Annotated in this window: 16 protein-coding genes; 8 read left to right on the plus strand and 8 right to left on the minus strand. The window is 70.7% G+C overall.

The genetic code is table 11. The features are described from left to right. Positions 1-19: 19 nt before the first annotated feature. From DC008_RS07535 to DC008_RS07545, 3 genes are read right to left on the minus strand one after another with little or no spacing between them, the layout of a single operon-like run. Positions 20-814: an amino acid ABC transporter ATP-binding protein gene (locus DC008_RS07535; RefSeq protein WP_055621387.1), complete on the minus strand. Its 795-nt coding sequence runs from the start codon at positions 812-814 to the stop codon at positions 20-22. Next, on the minus strand, positions 811-1,644 hold the full coding sequence (locus tag DC008_RS07540) for an amino acid ABC transporter permease (protein WP_108706273.1): 834 nt from the start codon (positions 1,642-1,644) through the stop codon (positions 811-813). The genes DC008_RS07535 and DC008_RS07540 overlap by 4 nt, the downstream gene beginning before the upstream one ends. Before the next feature lie 5 nt (positions 1,645-1,649). Then, the gene (locus DC008_RS07545) at positions 1,650-2,498 is read right to left on the minus strand and encodes a basic amino acid ABC transporter substrate-binding protein (protein ID WP_108706274.1); all 849 of its coding nucleotides are present in this window, start codon (positions 2,496-2,498) and stop codon (positions 1,650-1,652) included. 230 nt (positions 2,499-2,728) lie between these two features. Here DC008_RS07545 and DC008_RS07550 point away from each other — a divergent pair, with 230 nt between their 5' ends. The 5 genes from DC008_RS07550 to thpD all read left to right on the plus strand — a co-directional run bounded on the left by DC008_RS07550 (position 2,729) and on the right by thpD (position 7,300). After that, complete coding sequence (locus DC008_RS07550; RefSeq protein ID WP_108706275.1) at positions 2,729-3,832, plus strand: pyridoxal-phosphate-dependent aminotransferase family protein; 1,104 nt, start codon at positions 2,729-2,731, stop codon at positions 3,830-3,832. 308 nt (positions 3,833-4,140) lie between these two features. Then, positions 4,141-4,647, plus strand: a complete 507-nt coding sequence (gene ectA, locus DC008_RS07555) for a diaminobutyrate acetyltransferase (protein WP_055621391.1) — start codon at positions 4,141-4,143, stop codon at positions 4,645-4,647. Between the two features lie 31 nt (positions 4,648-4,678). Next, positions 4,679-5,950, plus strand: coding sequence for a diaminobutyrate--2-oxoglutarate transaminase (ectB, locus tag DC008_RS07560; RefSeq protein WP_055621392.1), 1,272 nt, complete (start codon positions 4,679-4,681; stop codon positions 5,948-5,950). Positions 5,951-5,998: 48 nt separating this feature from the next. Beyond that, a complete protein-coding gene (locus tag DC008_RS07565; protein ID WP_108706276.1) occupies positions 5,999-6,397 on the plus strand; it encodes an ectoine synthase in 399 nt (132 codons plus the stop codon). Between the two features lie 6 nt (positions 6,398-6,403). After that, positions 6,404-7,300 (plus strand): ectoine hydroxylase, encoded by an 897-nt coding sequence (thpD, locus tag DC008_RS07570; RefSeq protein ID WP_108706277.1) that lies wholly within the window; start codon positions 6,404-6,406, stop codon positions 7,298-7,300. Positions 7,301-7,374: 74 nt separating this feature from the next. Here the strand turns inward: thpD and DC008_RS07575 are convergent, their stop codons facing one another. The 5 genes from DC008_RS07575 to DC008_RS07595 all read right to left on the minus strand — a co-directional run bounded on the left by DC008_RS07575 (position 7,375) and on the right by DC008_RS07595 (position 12,092). After that, the gene (locus DC008_RS07575) at positions 7,375-8,427 is read right to left on the minus strand and encodes an aminotransferase class V-fold PLP-dependent enzyme (RefSeq protein WP_108706278.1); all 1,053 of its coding nucleotides are present in this window, start codon (positions 8,425-8,427) and stop codon (positions 7,375-7,377) included. Between the two features lie 99 nt (positions 8,428-8,526). After that, entirely contained in the window at positions 8,527-9,243 is a 717-nt protein-coding gene (locus tag DC008_RS07580) for a DsbA family oxidoreductase (protein ID WP_108706279.1), read from the minus strand. Between the two features lie 94 nt (positions 9,244-9,337). Continuing rightward, positions 9,338-9,841: a GNAT family N-acetyltransferase gene (locus DC008_RS07585; protein ID WP_208645823.1), complete on the minus strand. Its 504-nt coding sequence runs from the start codon at positions 9,839-9,841 to the stop codon at positions 9,338-9,340. 55 nt (positions 9,842-9,896) lie between these two features. Next, positions 9,897-10,505, minus strand: coding sequence for a DUF1349 domain-containing protein (locus tag DC008_RS07590; protein ID WP_108706281.1), 609 nt, complete (start codon positions 10,503-10,505; stop codon positions 9,897-9,899). A gap of 57 nt (positions 10,506-10,562) precedes the next feature. Next, positions 10,563-12,092, minus strand: coding sequence for an aldehyde dehydrogenase (NADP(+)) (locus DC008_RS07595; protein WP_108706282.1), 1,530 nt, complete (start codon positions 12,090-12,092; stop codon positions 10,563-10,565). 139 nt (positions 12,093-12,231) lie between these two features. Between DC008_RS07595 and DC008_RS07600 the strand changes: the two genes are divergently transcribed. The 3 genes from DC008_RS07600 (at position 12,232) to DC008_RS07610 (ending at position 15,020) form a co-directional block, all read left to right on the plus strand. Continuing rightward, a complete protein-coding gene (locus DC008_RS07600) occupies positions 12,232-13,005 on the plus strand; it encodes an IclR family transcriptional regulator (protein ID WP_030956770.1) in 774 nt (257 codons plus the stop codon). A gap of 4 nt (positions 13,006-13,009) precedes the next feature. Next, positions 13,010-13,480, plus strand: a complete 471-nt coding sequence (locus DC008_RS07605; RefSeq protein ID WP_108706283.1) for a GNAT family N-acetyltransferase — start codon at positions 13,010-13,012, stop codon at positions 13,478-13,480. A 94-nt stretch (positions 13,481-13,574) separates the two neighbouring features. After that, positions 13,575-15,020, plus strand: a complete 1,446-nt coding sequence (locus DC008_RS07610; protein WP_108706284.1) for a peptidoglycan D,D-transpeptidase FtsI family protein — start codon at positions 13,575-13,577, stop codon at positions 15,018-15,020. Positions 15,021-15,027: the final 7 nt, after the last annotated feature.

Genomic DNA, 15,027 nt, shown 5'->3' on the forward strand with positions numbered 1-15,027 from the left:
CCTGCACCCTAATGAGCCGCTACTCGGTCTTGCCCACCTGGTCCTGGACATCTTCCTCGACGTCGGCCATCGCCGGGTCGAGGAGGCGGGAGAGGAAGTGCCGGGTGCGTTCGTGGCGCGGGTTGCCGATGACCTCGTCGGGGGTGCCGTCCTCGACGATCACACCGCCGTCCATGAAGACGACCCGGTCGGCGACCTCGCGGGCGAACGTCATCTCGTGGGTGACGACCATCATCGTCATGCCCTCGTCGGCGAGCATCCGCATGACGGCGAGCACGTCCCCGACGAGTTCGGGGTCCAGCGCGGACGTCGGCTCGTCGAAGAGCATGACCTGGGGGCCCATGGCGAGGGCGCGGGCGATGGCGACGCGCTGCTGCTGGCCGCCGGAGAGGGAGGCGGGGTAGGCGCCGGCCTTCTCGGCCAGTCCGACGCGCGCCAGGTTCTCGGCGGCGACCTTCGCGGCGGCCTCCTTGCCCCGGCGCAGCACCCGGCGCTGCGGCAGGGTCAGGTTCTCGGTGACCGTGAGGTGCGGGAACAGGTTGAACTGCTGGAAGACCATGCCGATCCGGCGGCGTACGGCGTCGATGTCGACGTCCGGGTCGGTGAGCTCGGCGCCGCCCACGAAGACCTGGCCCTTGGTGGGCTCCTCCAGCAGGTTCACACAGCGCAGCAGCGTCGACTTGCCCGAGCCGGACGGGCCGATGACGCACACCACCTCGCCCTGCCGGATCTCCAGGTCGATGCCGCGCAGCACCTCGTTGTCGCCGAAGGACTTGTGCAGGTCGCGGACCTGGATCTCTGCCGTGGTACTCACTTGACGGCCTCCTGGGCCTTGGCCTCCATACGGCGGACGACGAAGCCGAGCGGGATCGTGATCAGCAGGTAGCACAGGCCCGCGACCAGGATCGGTGTGGAGTTGGCGGTCTGGCTGGCGAGGTCGCGCCCGAACTTGGACAGCTCCCGCTCCTCCAGGGTCACACCGAGGAACAGCACCAGCGAGGAGTCCTTGAACAGCAGGACGAGTTCGTTGGTGAGCGGCGGCAGGATGATCCGGAACGCCTGCGGGATGATGATGGAGATCATCGCGCGGGCCGGCGAGAAGCCGAGCGAGCGCGCGGCCTCCATCTGGCCCTTGGGGACGGCCTGGATGCCGGCCCGGATGGTCTCCGCCATGTACGCGGCGGCGACCAGTCCGAGGGCGAGCGCGACCTTGCCGTAGGTGCCGCCGGGGATCTCCGTGCCGGGGAAGGCCAGCGGCACGGCGACACCGATGAAGATGAAGATCAGCAGGGCGGGCAGTCCGCGGAAGATCTCGATGTAGACGCCGGCCACCCAGCGGTAGGGCCCGACGGACGACAGCCGCATCAGCGCGATCACCATGCCGAGCACGAGTCCGAAGACGAAGCCGGACACGGTGTAGAGCACGGTGTTCTTCAGCGCGAGGGTGATGACCTCGGGGAACATCTCCCGGGCGATCGAGCCTTGCGCGAACTGGTTCTTCAGCCGGTCCCAGTCGGCCGCGACCGCGAAGGCGATCACGGCCGCGACGAAGACGACGTACTGGACGCCGCGCGACAGACTGCGCCTCTGGCGCCGGGTCAGACCCTTCTTCTTCGGCTGGAGGGGTGCTTCCGCGTCGCTCATCGGGGTCAGGCGGCGGGCGACGGGGAGGCGGCGGACTCGTCGTACGGGCCGATCCACTTCTCGTACAGCTTCTTGTAGGTGCCGTCGGCCTTGGCCTCGGCGAGCGCCTTGTTGATCGCGGCGAGGAGCTTGGTGTTGCCCTTCTTCACCGTGAAGCCGTACTGCTCGCCGGTGTTGATCTGCTCGGCGACCTCGAAGGCGTCGGCGTTGGCCTTGTCCTTCAGCCAGCCCTGGACGACCGGGTAGTCGATGACGACGGCCTGGACCTGTCCGGTGCGCAGACCGTTGATGACGGCGTCGGAGGACTCGAAGGAGACCGGGTCGAGGCCCTTGCTCTTGGCGTAGTCCTCGCCGGTGGTCTGCGCCTGGGCGCCGACCTTCTTGCCCTTGAGGTCCGCGAAGGACGAGATGCCGCTCTTCTTGTCGACCAGGAGGGCCTGCGTGGCCTCGAAGTACGGGTCGGAGAAGTCGACGTTCTTCTTGCGCTCGTCGGTGATCGTCATTCCGGCCGCGGCGAGGTCGCACTCGCCGGAGTTCAGGAAGGCGCCCGTCTTGAAGTTCTCGAAGGGCGTGTCGAGGATCGCCTGCTTCACCCCGAGGTCGTCGGCGACCAGGTCGATGAGGGAGACGTCGAAGCCCTGCACCTTGCCGTCGATCTCGGACTGGAAGGGCGGGTACGGCAGGTGGGTGCAGGTGGTGAGCTGGCCCGCCTTGACGAGCTCGACACCGCCGGCCGCGGTCTTGGTGCCGCTGCCGCCGTCGTCGCCGGAGGAGCAGCCGGCCACGAGCACCAGCCCGGCCGTCGCGGTGGTGGCGGCCAGAACGCGGGTCCGGCGCCCGAAGGTCGTCTTCACGGGGGGAGCCTCCTGTAGGGGAACTGAGAGTTCCGATTATAAGGAGAGGTTTGAGGTCCTCAAACCAAACCGATGGTCCAAGGGCCGTTCGACCTGAGAAGTGGGGAGCGGACAGGGCTGTGCCCGGGTGGGGCCCAGGGTGTAGATGTGCCCGTACGCGGCGGGATTACGCTCGTGGGGTCGGCTTCGGAGTGAAGAACCGGAGCGCAAAGAGCGAAGAGAGTTCCGCCGTGACCCACCCCTTCCTGGATCTGGCCCCGCTGAGCGCCGCCCGCTTCGCCGCGGTGGAGGACCGTGTGGCACGGCTGCTCGGCACCCGGCAGGACGTCGTGATCATGCAGGGCGAGGCGTTGCTGCCGCTGGAGGGCGCCATCCGGGGGACGGCCGGGCCGGGCACGACCGCGCTGAACGTGATCACGGGCCCGTACGGGCAGACCTTCGGCGACTGGCTGCGGGACTGCGGCGCCCGGGTGATCGATCTGGCGGTGCCGTTCCACACGGCCGTCACGGCGGAGCAGATCCGGGAGGCGTTCGCGGAGCACCCGGAGATCGACTTCGTGTCCCTGGTGCACGCGGAGGCGGCCACCGGCAACACCAACCCGGTCGCGGAGATCGGCGAGGTGGTGCGGGAGCACGGGGCGCTGTTCTATCTGGACGCGGTGGCGTCGATCGGGGCCGAGCCGGTGCTGCCGGACGCGTGGGGCGTGGACCTGTGCGTGATCGGGACGCAGAAGGCGATGGGCGGCCCGGCCGGGGTGTCGGCGGTGTCGGTGAGCGAGCGGGCGTGGGCCCGGATGGCGGCGAACCCGGGGGCACCGCGCCGGTCGTATCTGTCGCTCCTGGACTGGAAGGAGCGGTGGATCGACGGCGGCCGCAGGACGCTGCTGCACGCGCCGGCGCAGCTGGAGATGCTGGCGCTGGAGGCGTGTATGGAGCGGATCGAGGCGGACGGCCTGGACACGGTCATGGCCCGGCACCGCGCGGCGGCGCTGGCCACCCGGGCGGGGGCCGTGGCGCTGGGCGGCGGCCTGGAGCCGTATGTGCACGACGTGCGGGACGCGGCTCCGGTGGCGACGACGCTGCGGACGCCGGCCGGCGTCGAGGCGTCGGAGGTGGTGGCCCGCGCGCTGGCGTCGGATCCGGCGCTGCCGCTGGCGGCCGGGGGCGGGGCGCTGGCCAAGGAGATGATCCGGGTCAACCACTACGGGACGGACGCCACGGCGGGCGTGGTCCGCGGCAGCCTGGCGGCGCTGGGGGCCGCGCTGGCGGAGAAGGGGCCGGCGGTGGATGTCGAGGCGGCTCTGCGGGCCGTGGACGACATCTTTGCGGCCTGAATTCCGGGCAATTCTCGAAATTCTTTATAGGGGCAGCTTTCCATAGGGCTTCTGCCCGCTTTCCCGGACCTTAAACGCGGAGATTCCGTGAACTGCGGAATATGTTATTCCGCGCACAGTCCATAGAAGTTACATGGCTGTGACACGTTCCACATCGCGCCCGGTTTGCCCGGTATTAACCGGGCAAACCGGGCGCATTGCCGTCTCTGGGCGGCCCTGCTCACGCCCGCGTGATAACACAGGCCGACGGCATCCGTAACCCCTTTCGGCCATGCATTTTTCAATTTCTCTCGGTAAATTCAATTTGCATGACTGCCGCACAAGCAGACCTGCAAATCGACCGTCCGGCGACAGCCGACGGTGCCGCGCTGTGGCGCATCGCCCGCGACTCCGAGGCGCTCGACCTGAACTCGTCGTACAGCTATCTGCTGTGGTGCCGGGACTTCGCCGGCACATCCGCCGTCGCGCGTGACGAGCGCGGCGAACCGGTCGGCTTCGTCACCGGGTACGTACGCCCGGACCGCCCGCACACCCTGCTCGTCTGGCAGGTGGCCGTGGACGGCGCGTACCGCGGACGCGGGCTCGCCGCCTCCCTGCTGGACGGCCTCGTCGCCCGTGTCCGCCGCGAGCACGGCGTGACCGGTGTCGAGACCACCATCACCCCGGGCAACACCGCCTCCGAACGCCTGTTCACCTCCTTCGCCGAGCGCCATGGAGCGCCGCTGGAGCGCGAGGTGCTGTTCCCGGCCGCACTCTTCCCCGACGGTCCGCACGACTCCGAAGTGCTGTACCGCATCGGTCCCCTCTCCCTCTGACCTCCCCCCACGCAACGAGGAGCGATTCGTCGTGACCATCACCCAGCCCGACCTCAGCGTCTTCGAGACCCTCGAGTCCGAGGTGCGCAGCTACTGCCGAGGCTGGCCCACTGTCTTCGACCGTGCGCGCGGCAGCCGCATGTACGACGAGGACGGCCACGAGTATCTGGACTTCTTCGCCGGTGCCGGGTCGCTGAACTACGGGCACAACAACCCGGTGCTGAAACGCGCCCTGATCGACTACCTGGAGCGCGACGGCGTCACGCACGGGCTCGACATGTCCACCAGCGCCAAGCGGTCCTTCCTGCAGACCTTCCAGGACCTGGTGCTGCGGCCCCGCGACCTGCCGTACAAGGTCATGTTCCCGGGCCCGACGGGCACCAACGCCGTCGAGTCCGCGCTGAAGCTGGCCCGCAAGGTCAAGGGCCGCGAGGCCATCGTGTCCTTCACCAACGCCTTCCACGGCATGTCGCTGGGCTCGCTGGCCGTCACGGGCAACGCCTTCAAGCGCGCCGGCGCCGGTGTCCCGCTGGTCCACGGCACCCCCATGCCGTTCGACAACTACTTCGACGGCACCGTCGAGGACTTCCTGTGGTTCGAGCGGCTCCTGGAGGACCAGGGATCCGGCCTGAACAAGCCCGCGGCCGTGATCGTGGAGACCGTGCAGGGCGAGGGCGGCATCAACGTGGCCCGCCCCGAGTGGCTGCGCGCGCTGTCCGAGCTGTGCGAGCGCCAGGACATGCTGCTCATCGTCGACGACATCCAGATGGGCTGCGGCCGCACCGGCGCCTTCTTCTCCTTCGAGGAGGCGGGCATCACGCCGGACATCGTCACCGTGTCCAAGTCCATCAGCGGCTACGGCCTGCCCATGTCGCTGTGCCTGTTCAAGCCCGAGCTGGACATCTGGGAGCCGGGCGAGCACAACGGCACCTTCCGCGGCAACAACCCCGCCTTCGTCACGGCGACGGCGGCGCTGGAGTCGTACTGGGCCGACGGCTCGGCGATGGAGAAGCAGACCCGCACGCGCGGCGAGCAGGTCGAACAGGGTTTGATCGCCATCTGCGAGGAGAACCTGCCCGACGTCAAGGAGTACCGGGGCCGCGGCCTGGTCTGGGGCATGGAGTTCCACGACAAGGAACGCGCCGGCCGGATCGCCCACCGCGCCTTCGAGCTCGGACTGCTGATCGAGACGTCGGGCCCCGAGAGCGAGGTCGTGAAGCTGCTGCCCGCTCTCACCATCACCCCGGAGGAGCTGGACGAGGGGCTCAGCATCCTCGCCCGCTCCGTCCGCGAGACCGCCTGACCCCGTACGCGGCAGGGAACACCACCACCTAGGAGGCATCGCAACACCGTGATCGTCCGTTCGTTCAAGGAGATCGAAGGCACCGACCGCCACGTGAAATCGGCGTCCGGCACCTGGGAGAGCAAGCGCATCGTCCTCGCCAAGGAGGGGGTCGGCTTCTCCGTGCACGAGACGATCCTGTACGCGGGCACGAAGACCGACATGTGGTACGCCAACCACATCGAGGCCGTCGTCTGCACCAAGGGCGATGCCACGCTGACCGACCGCGAGACCGGCGAGACCTACCACATCACGCCGGGCACCATGTACCTCCTGAACGGCCACGAGCGGCACACGCTCGAGGTCAAGGAGGACTTCCACTGCATCTGTGTGTTCAACCCGCCGGTGACCGGACGGGAGGACCACGACGAGAACGGCGTCTACCCGCTGCTCACCGAGGAGGTGTGAGTCACCGTGACCACGACCACGCACGTCACCGATCTGTACCCGACCCGCGGTGCCACCGAGGTGGCGACCCCCCGGCAGGACCCGGTCGTCTGGGGTTCCCCGGACACCCCCGGACCGGTCTCGGCCACTGAGCTGCAGGCCCTGGACCGCGACGGCTTCCTCGCCGTCGACCAGCTGATCGGCCCGGACGAGGTCGCCGTCTACCAGCGCGAGCTGGACCGGCTCGTGAACGACCCGGACATCCGCGCGGACGAGCGCTCCATCGTGGAGCCGAAGTCCAAGGAGATCCGGTCCGTCTTCGAGGTGCACCGGATCAGCGAGGTGTTCGCGAAGCTCGTGCGCGACGAGCGGGTCGTCGGCCGGGCCCGGCAGATCCTCGGCTCGGACGTCTACGTCCACCAGTCGCGGATCAACGTCAAGCCCGGGTTCGGTGCCAGCGGCTTCTACTGGCACTCCGACTTCGAGACCTGGCACGCCGAGGACGGCCTGCCGAACATGCGCACCATCTCGGTCTCGATCGCGCTGACGGAGAACCACGACACCAACGGCGGGCTGATGATCATGCCCGGCTCCCACAAGACCTTCCTCGGGTGTGCGGGAGAGACGCCGAAGGACAACTACAAGAAGTCGCTGCAGATGCAGGACGCGGGCACGCCGTCCGACGAGGCGCTGACCAAGATGGCGTCGGAGTACGGCATCAAGCTGTTCACGGGCAAGGCCGGTTCGGCGACCTGGTTCGACTGCAACTGCATGCACGGCTCCGGCGACAACATCACGCCGTTCCCGCGCAGCAACGTCTTCATCGTGTTCAACAGCGTGGAGAACGCCGCCGTGGAGCCCTTCGCGGCTCCGGTCCGGCGGCCGGAGTTCATCGGCGCGAGGGACTTCACCCCGGTGAGGTGACCTCCCGCACGCCTGCGGCGACGCGGCCCGGCCGTACTTCTCGTACGGAGCGGGCCGCGTCGCCGTGTGCGGGGTCAGGCGGACAGGGCGTCCAGCAGCCGGTCGACGTCGGCGGCGGTGTTGTAGAGGTGGAAGGCGGCGCGCAGATGGCCCGCGCGGTCGGAGACCTCGATGCCGGCGCGGCTCAACTCGCCCTGCCGGGAGCCGAGTCCGGGCACGGAGACGATCGCGGAGCCCGGCGCGGGCACCGGGGTGTGGCCGAGGCGGGCCAGGCCCGCGCGGAACCGGTCGGCCAGCGCGAGGTCGTGGGCCTGGATGGCGTCCACGCCCAGCTGCTCCACCAGCTCCAGGGAGGCGCGCAGCCCTGCGAAGCCGAACAGGGCGGGGCTGATGTCGAACCGCCGTGCGGAGCGGGCGAGTTCCTCGACGGGGCCGTAGCAGCTCTCCCACGGCACCTCCCCGGCGATCCAGCCGGCGAGCAGCGGCGTCAGCCCGCCGAAGTCGTCGGGGGCGACGAAGAACGCGATGCCGTGCGGGCCGAGCACCCACTTGAAGGCGACAGCGGCGGTGAAGTCGTCCTCGGCGGCCTGAACCGGCAGCCAGCCCAGCGACTGGGAGGCGTCGACATAGGTGCGGGCCCCGTGCTCCCGGGCCGCCCGGCGCACCGCGGCCAGGTCGGCGAGCCGCCCGTCGGCGGACTGCGCGGAGCTGACGGCGACGAGCGCGGTGTCCGGCCGTACGGACTCGGCGAGCCGCTCCAGCGGGACGGCTCGCACCTTGAGGTCGCCGCGCATATGGAAGGGGTTCACCAGAGAGGCGAAGTCGGCCTCGGCGGTGAGGACTTCGGCGCCCTCGGGCAGGGACGCGGCGATCAGCGCCCCGTACTCGGCGACGGACCCGCCGAGCGCGACCCGCTCGACGGGGACGCCGGCCAGCCGGGCGAAGGAGGCCCGGACCGCCTCGACGTCCTCGTAGAGCGAGCCGAGCGCGACGCCGTCGGCCCGCATCCGCGCGGCCCGGTCGAGGGCGGCCACGGTGCGGGCCGGGAGCAGGCCGTTGCTCGCGGTGTTCAGATAGACGTTCTTCGGGGCGAACTCAGCGCGGACGAGGCTCTCGAAGGTCTCCATGAGCCAACTCTGAGCCCTGCGGACCGTGCCGGTCCATTGCGATTTCTTACGTCGTTCATCTAAGCAACGCTTATATATAGGCGCTGACCTGCGATTTCGTCAGCCCTGCGGGACCGCGCACCCGTCGGGGCCACACGCGTCGGCGTCACCCGAGTCGAGGAGCGTCAGCGGCGAACGGTCGCCCCACGCCTGGGTCAGCGCCTGGGTGAAGACCTCGGCGGGCTGGGCGCCGGAGACGCCGTACGTGCGGTCGAGCACGAAGAAGGGGACGCCGGTGGCGCCGAGCTGGGCGGCCTCGCGCTCGTCGGTGCGGACGTCGTCGGCGTACGCGGAGGGGTCGGCGAGGACCGCGCGTACCTCTTCGGCGTCGAGCCCGGCCTCGACGGCCAGCTCCACGAGACGGTCGTCGCCCTCCGAGAAGACGGACCGCTCCTCGGCGAAGTTCGCCCGGTACAGGATCTGGACGAGCTCGTCCTGACGGCCGTGGCGCTTGGCGAGGTGCAGCAGACGGTGCATGTCGAAGGTGTTGCCGTGGTCGCGGCCCTCGGTGCGATAGGCGAGCCCCTCGGCGGCGGCCTGGGCGCCCAGGTTCTCCTCGCCGGCCTGGGCCTGCGCGGCGCTCATTCCGTACTTCTTGGTGAGCATGGTGATCACGGGCTGGGTGTCGCCCTTGGCGCGGCCGGGGTCCAGTTCGAAGGAGCGGTGCACGACCTCGACCTGGTCGCGGTGCGGGAAGGCGGCGAGCGCCTTCTCGAAGCGGGCCTTGCCCACGTAGCACCACGGGCAGGCGATGTCGCTCCAGATCTCGACGCGCATGGGTGAGGCTCTCTCCGGTTCGTTCGGGTGCGGAGACCGCCTCCGCCGGGTCGATGAACGTTCAAGCAGCCGGTTTCATTCCCCGCGCGCGGTCTCAGGCGCCGGGGACCTCGAAGCGCAGACACCGGTGGTGGTCGCCGTCGGCGGGCGGGTTCTCCGGGTCGGGCAGCCAGCCCTGGCGGGCGTAGAAGTCCTGGGCGCGCCGGTTGTCCACGTGCACGTCGAGGACCGCCGTGTGTCTGCGGTCGGCCGTCCACTCCTCGACGCAGGCCCGGTGCAGGGCGGTGCCGACGCCCCGGCGCCAGTGCTCGGGGTCGACATGGAACTGGTACAGCTTGACCAGGTCGGCGGCGGCGCCCTCGGGGGTGCGGAAGGACGCCAGGCCGATGAGGCGGCCCTGCTCGGCGACGCACAGCACCCGCCCGCCGGGCCGCTCGACGGCGGTGCGCCAGGCCGCGTGCCAGTCGGTGCCGTCCTGCGGGAGCCCGCCCGGGTAGTAGGTGGCGCGGGCCCGAGTGTGCAGCGCGACGACGTCCGCCAGCTCGGCGGGCACGACGGGCCGGATCACCCGGGTCCCCGGGACTCGTTCATGGATCATGTGAGGAGGGACGTGGCCGGGCGTGCCCCGGTTCCGGGCGCCCGGCCCACCGGGGTCAGCTGCCGTCCCGCAGGTCCTTCGGCCACTCGGGCCGGAAGGCCAGGTGGTCGTACGTCACCACACAGCCCTCGCCCAGCGGCGACTGCGTCATGAACCCGACCAGGGCGGCGCCGGTCTCCTTCTCGTCGCCGAGCGTGAACAGGCGGACGAACGTCCAGCGTTCGCCGTCGCGGGAGGCGTGGAAGGCGAAGGCGCGGCCGGTGCGGCTCACCCGCAGCCACACCGAACTCCCCTCCACGGTGAAGGAGTTGGCGTCGTCGGAGTGGCCCCGGGTGACGACCGTGCAGACGGTCGGCACGTCCGGGGAGTACTCCAGGCACAGCTTGGCCCAGGCCCGTTCGCCGACATGGACGTAGAGCACCCCGGCGTCGAAGGACCCGGCGAACCCGACGGTGACCCGCGCGATCAGCTGGAAGTCGCCCTCGGGCGCGCCCAGCAGCCGCGGCGCGTCGGACGCCGCGTCCAGGGCCTCGCCGGTGGGCGGCACGAACCGGTCCTGCCGGGGTCCCGCCCATCCGGAGAGGACGCCGTCCTCGTAGGCCCAGTGCCCGTCCGGGCCGTAGGTCCGCAGCGGGAAGGGCAGTTCGGGTATCTCCAGTTCCATGACGGAATTCTTCCAGGCGGACCGCCCGGACACCCGCGCCGGGTGGTCCGCGCGCCCTCAGATCTCGAGGACGCCGTCGATCCGGCGGGGCAGCCCGAGCGGGTTGTCGTCGCGCAGCTCCGGGGGCAGCAGCGCCTCGGGCGCGCCCTGGTACGCCACCGGCCGCAGCCACCGTTCGATGGCGGTGCCGCCGACGGAGGTGGAGGTCGAGGTCGTCGCCGGGTAGGGCCCGCCGTGGTGCTGGGCCGGCGCGACGGCGACCCCGGTGGGCCAGCCGTTGACGAGGACGCGTCCGGCCAGCGGGGTCAGCTCCGCGAGGATGTCCGCGCCGCGCCCCTGGCCCGCCGCCTCCTCCCCGGACAGCTGGACGGTCGCCGTCAGGTTGCCCGGCAGCCGGGACAGCACCCGAGTGGCCTCGGCCTCGTCGTCGTAGCGGACGACGACCGTCACCGGCCCGAAGCACTCCTCCAGGAGCACGTCGTGGGCGCCCTCCTCGGCCAGCGCGCTCGCGGCGACCGTGAGGAACCCGGCGCTGACGGTGTGGTCGCCGCCCGCGCCCGGCGTCACCGGCGACTCCACCTCGGGCAGGCCCGTGCGCTCGGCCACCCCGGCGAGGAAGTTGTCGCGCATCCGGTGGTCGAGCAGGACGCCGGCCTCCGAGTTGCTGACGGCGTCCGTCAGGGACTTGACCAGGTTGTCGCCGCCCGCGCCGGACGGCACCAGGACCAGGCCCGGCTTCACACAGAACTGGCCGACGCCCAGCGTCATCGAGCCCGCGAGCCCGGTGCCGATGGCCTCGCCGCGCTCGGCGGCGGCGGCCTCGGTGACCAGGACCGGGTTCAGCGAGCCCAGTTCGCCGTGGAACGGGATCGGGACCGGGCGGGCGGCCGCCGCGTCGAACAGGGCCCGGCCGCCGCGCACCGAGCCGGTGAAGCCGGCCGCGGCGACCAGCGGGTGCCGGATGAGTTCCAGACCGGCCTCGAAGCCGTGCACCAGGCCGACGACACCGGCCGGGACGCCGTGCGCGGCGGCGGCCGTGCGCAGCACATGGGCGACCAGCTCGGAGAGCGCGGGGTGGTCGGGGTGCGCCTTGACGACGACCGGGCAGCCCGCGGCGAGGGCGCTCGCGGTGTCGCCGCCGGCGACGGAGAAGGCGAACGGGAAGTTGGAGGCGGAGTAGACGGCGACGACGCCGAGCGGCACCTTGTAGCGGCGCAGGTCCGGGATGGGCGGGGTGGCGGTGTCGTCGGGGTGGTTGATGACGACGTCCAGGAAGGCGCCCTCGTCGACGATGTCCGCGAAGGCCCTCAGCTGGTAGCAGGTGCGGGCGAGTTCCCCGGTGAGCCGGACCGGGCCGAGCGCGGTCTCGGCGTCGGCGGCCTCGACGAGCTGCTCCCCCGCCGCCTGGAGCCGGTCGGCGGCCGTACGCAGGAAGGCGGCGCGGACGGTGCGGTCGGCGAGGGAGCCGCGCGCCTCGTGCGCGGCGCGGACCGCTTCGTCCACCTCCTGGGCTGTGGCCTCCACCGCAACCTGTTCACGCTGCTTCCCGGTTCGGGGGTCGACACTCCAGACTGGTGCTGCTGCCACCGCGGGTCCCTCCACCTGTATTGCCGCACTACGGAAACTGCACGGTCCACCACCAGGCTTGTTCGATATACTGAACGCTGTCTCTGATGGTGAATATGCTGCGGAGAGTATTTCCCGTCGAACGAAGGGGTCAAGGGCGATGTCGGCTGGCGAGACGGGCGGCGGGGCGCAGGTCAAGTCCGCGGTACGGACGGTCGAACTGCTGGAGTACTTCGCCGGACGCCCCGGTATGCACTCCCTCGCGGCGGTCCAGGAGGCCGTCGGCTACCCCAAGTCCAGCCTCTACATGTTGCTGCGCACCCTGGTCGAGCTGGGCTGGGTGGAGACCGACGCGACGGGCACCCGGTACGGCATCGGCGTCCGGGCGCTGCTGGTCGGCACCTCCTACATCGACGGCGACGAGGTGGTCGCGGCGGCCCGGCCCACCCTGGACCGGCTCTCCGACGACACCACCGAGACCATCCACCTGGCCCGTCTCGACGGCACGAACGTCGTCTACCTCGCCACCCGCCAGTCCCAGCACTATCTGCGGCCGTTCACCCGGGTCGGCCGCCGGCTCCCCGCGCACTCGACCTCGCTCGGCAAGGCGCTGCTCAGCACCTACTCGGACGAACAGGTCCGCAAGATGCTTCCGGAGACGCTGCCCGCGCTGACCGAGAACACGATCACCGACCGGGAGAAGCTCATCGAGGAGCTGCACCAGGTCCGTGAGCAGGGCTTCGCCGTCGACCGCGAGGAGAACACGCTGGGGCTGCGCTGCTTCGGCGTGGCGATCCCCTACCGCACCCCGGCCCGGGACGCGATCAGCTGTTCGGTCCCGGTGGCGCGGCTCACGCCCGCGCACGAGCAGATGGTGAAGGACGCGCTGTTCGACGCGCGCGACAGACTGACCCTGGCCACTCGTAGGCTCTGACGTCATGGACGTCGAACTGCGCGCGGTGCACGACAGCGATCTGCCGGTCTTCTTCCGCCAGCTCAACGACCCCGAGGCCCTGCGCATGGCGGCCTTCACCCCCGAGGACCCGACCGACCGGGCCGCCTTCGACGCCCACTGGCGAAGGCTGCGCTCCTCCTCCGACGTGCTGCGCACGATCCTCGCCGACGGGGACGTGGTGGGCAGCGCCGCCGTCTACGGCGAGCCCGGCGAGCGCGAGGTGACGTACTGGGTCGACCGCGCGTACTGGGGCCGGGGCATCGCCACGGCCGCCCTGCGCCGGCTGCTCGCCGAGGTGCCCGAGCGCCCGCTGTACGCGCGCGCCGCCGCCGACAACGAGGGCTCGCTGCGGGTGCTGGCCAAGTGCGGGTTCCGGGTGACGGCGCGGGCACGGGCCTTCGCCCAGGCGCGGGGCGCGGAGATCGAGGAGTACGTCCTGCATCTGGACGGCTGACACCCCCGTCCGCCGGGCCCGCCGCATGAACGTGAGATGAGAAACCGGGCGCGAGGGAACGATCCACCCCGATCCGTTCGTCCCTGGAAGTGGGATGAACAAGACGATCAGGCGGGCCTCCGTCTTCACACTGCTCCTGGTGCTCGCCCTGCTGGGCAGGGCGACCTGGGTGCAGTTCTACGACGGCCGGGCCCTCGCGGACGACAAGGACAACCGGCGGAACACGATCGCGCTGTACAGCGCGCCGCTCGGGGACATCATCGTGGGCGGCAAGCCGGTCACCGGCTCCGCGCGGACGACGGGCGGCGACCTGGCGTACAAGCGGACGTACCGGGACGGCTCGCTGTACTCGGCCGTGACCGGGTACAGCTCGCAGGCGTTCGGCGCGACCCAGCTCGAGGGCGTCTACCGCGATCTGCTGGACGGCACGGACAACCGTCTCAAGGGCGTGCTGGACACGGTGACGAACAAGCGGTCCGACCCGGGCAACGTGGTGACCACGATCGACCCGGCCGTGCAGAAGGCCGCCTACGAGGCGCTCGGCGACAAGAAGGGGGCCGCCGTCGCGATCGACCCGGCCACGGGCCGCATCCTGGCGGTCGCCTCCACCCCGTCGTACGACCCGACGACGATCACCACGGGTGACGCGGACGCCTGGAAGGCGCTGACCTCCGACCCGGACAAGCCGATGACGAACCGCGCGCTGCGCCAGCCGCTGCCGCCGGGCTCGACGTTCAAGCTGGTCGTCGCGGCGGCCGCGCTGGAGGACGGCCTGTACGAGTCGGTGGACGAGCCGACGGACAGCCCGGACCCGTACCCGCTGGCGCAGTCCAACAGCAAGCTGACGAACGAGAACCCCTCGGCGCCCTGCGAGGACGCCTCCCTCCGCGTCGCCCTGCAGTACTCGTGCAACAACGTCTTCGCGAGCGTCGCCGTCGACCTGGGCCAGGACAAGGTCCGCGCGATGGCCGAGAAGTTCGGCTTCAACGACGACAAGCAGGACGTGCCGGTGCGGGCGTACGAGAGCGTGTACCCGACGGGCATGGACAAGGCGCAGACCGCGCTGTCCGGCATCGGGCAGTTCGACGTCACCGCGACTCCGCTGCAGATCGCCATGGTGTCCGCGGCCATCGCCAACGGCGGCAAGCTGGTCTCGCCGCACATGGTCGCGCAGATCACCGACGGCAACGGTGACGTCCTGGAGGACTACGACGACAGCGCGGGCAGCGAGGAGATCGTCGGCTCCCGCACCGCCGAGCAGCTGCAGTCGGCGATGCGCACGGTCGTCGAGGAGGGCACCGGCACCAACGCGCGGATCGCGGGCGCGACGGTCGGCGGCAAGACGGGCACCGCCCAGCACGGCGAGAAGAACAGCAAGACGCCGTACGCCTGGTTCACGTCCTACGGGAAGGCCGACGGCAAGGAGGTCGCCGTGGCGGTGCTGGTGGAGCAGTCGAACGCCGCCCGCTCCGAGGTCAGCGGCAACGGCCTGGCCGCCCCCGTGGCCAGGAAGGTGATGGAGGCGGCCCTGCGCGCCTAGGTGTGCT

The sequence above is a fragment of the Streptomyces nigra genome, assembly GCF_003074055.1.
GTDB classification, from domain to species: domain Bacteria; phylum Actinomycetota; class Actinomycetes; order Streptomycetales; family Streptomycetaceae; genus Streptomyces; species Streptomyces nigra.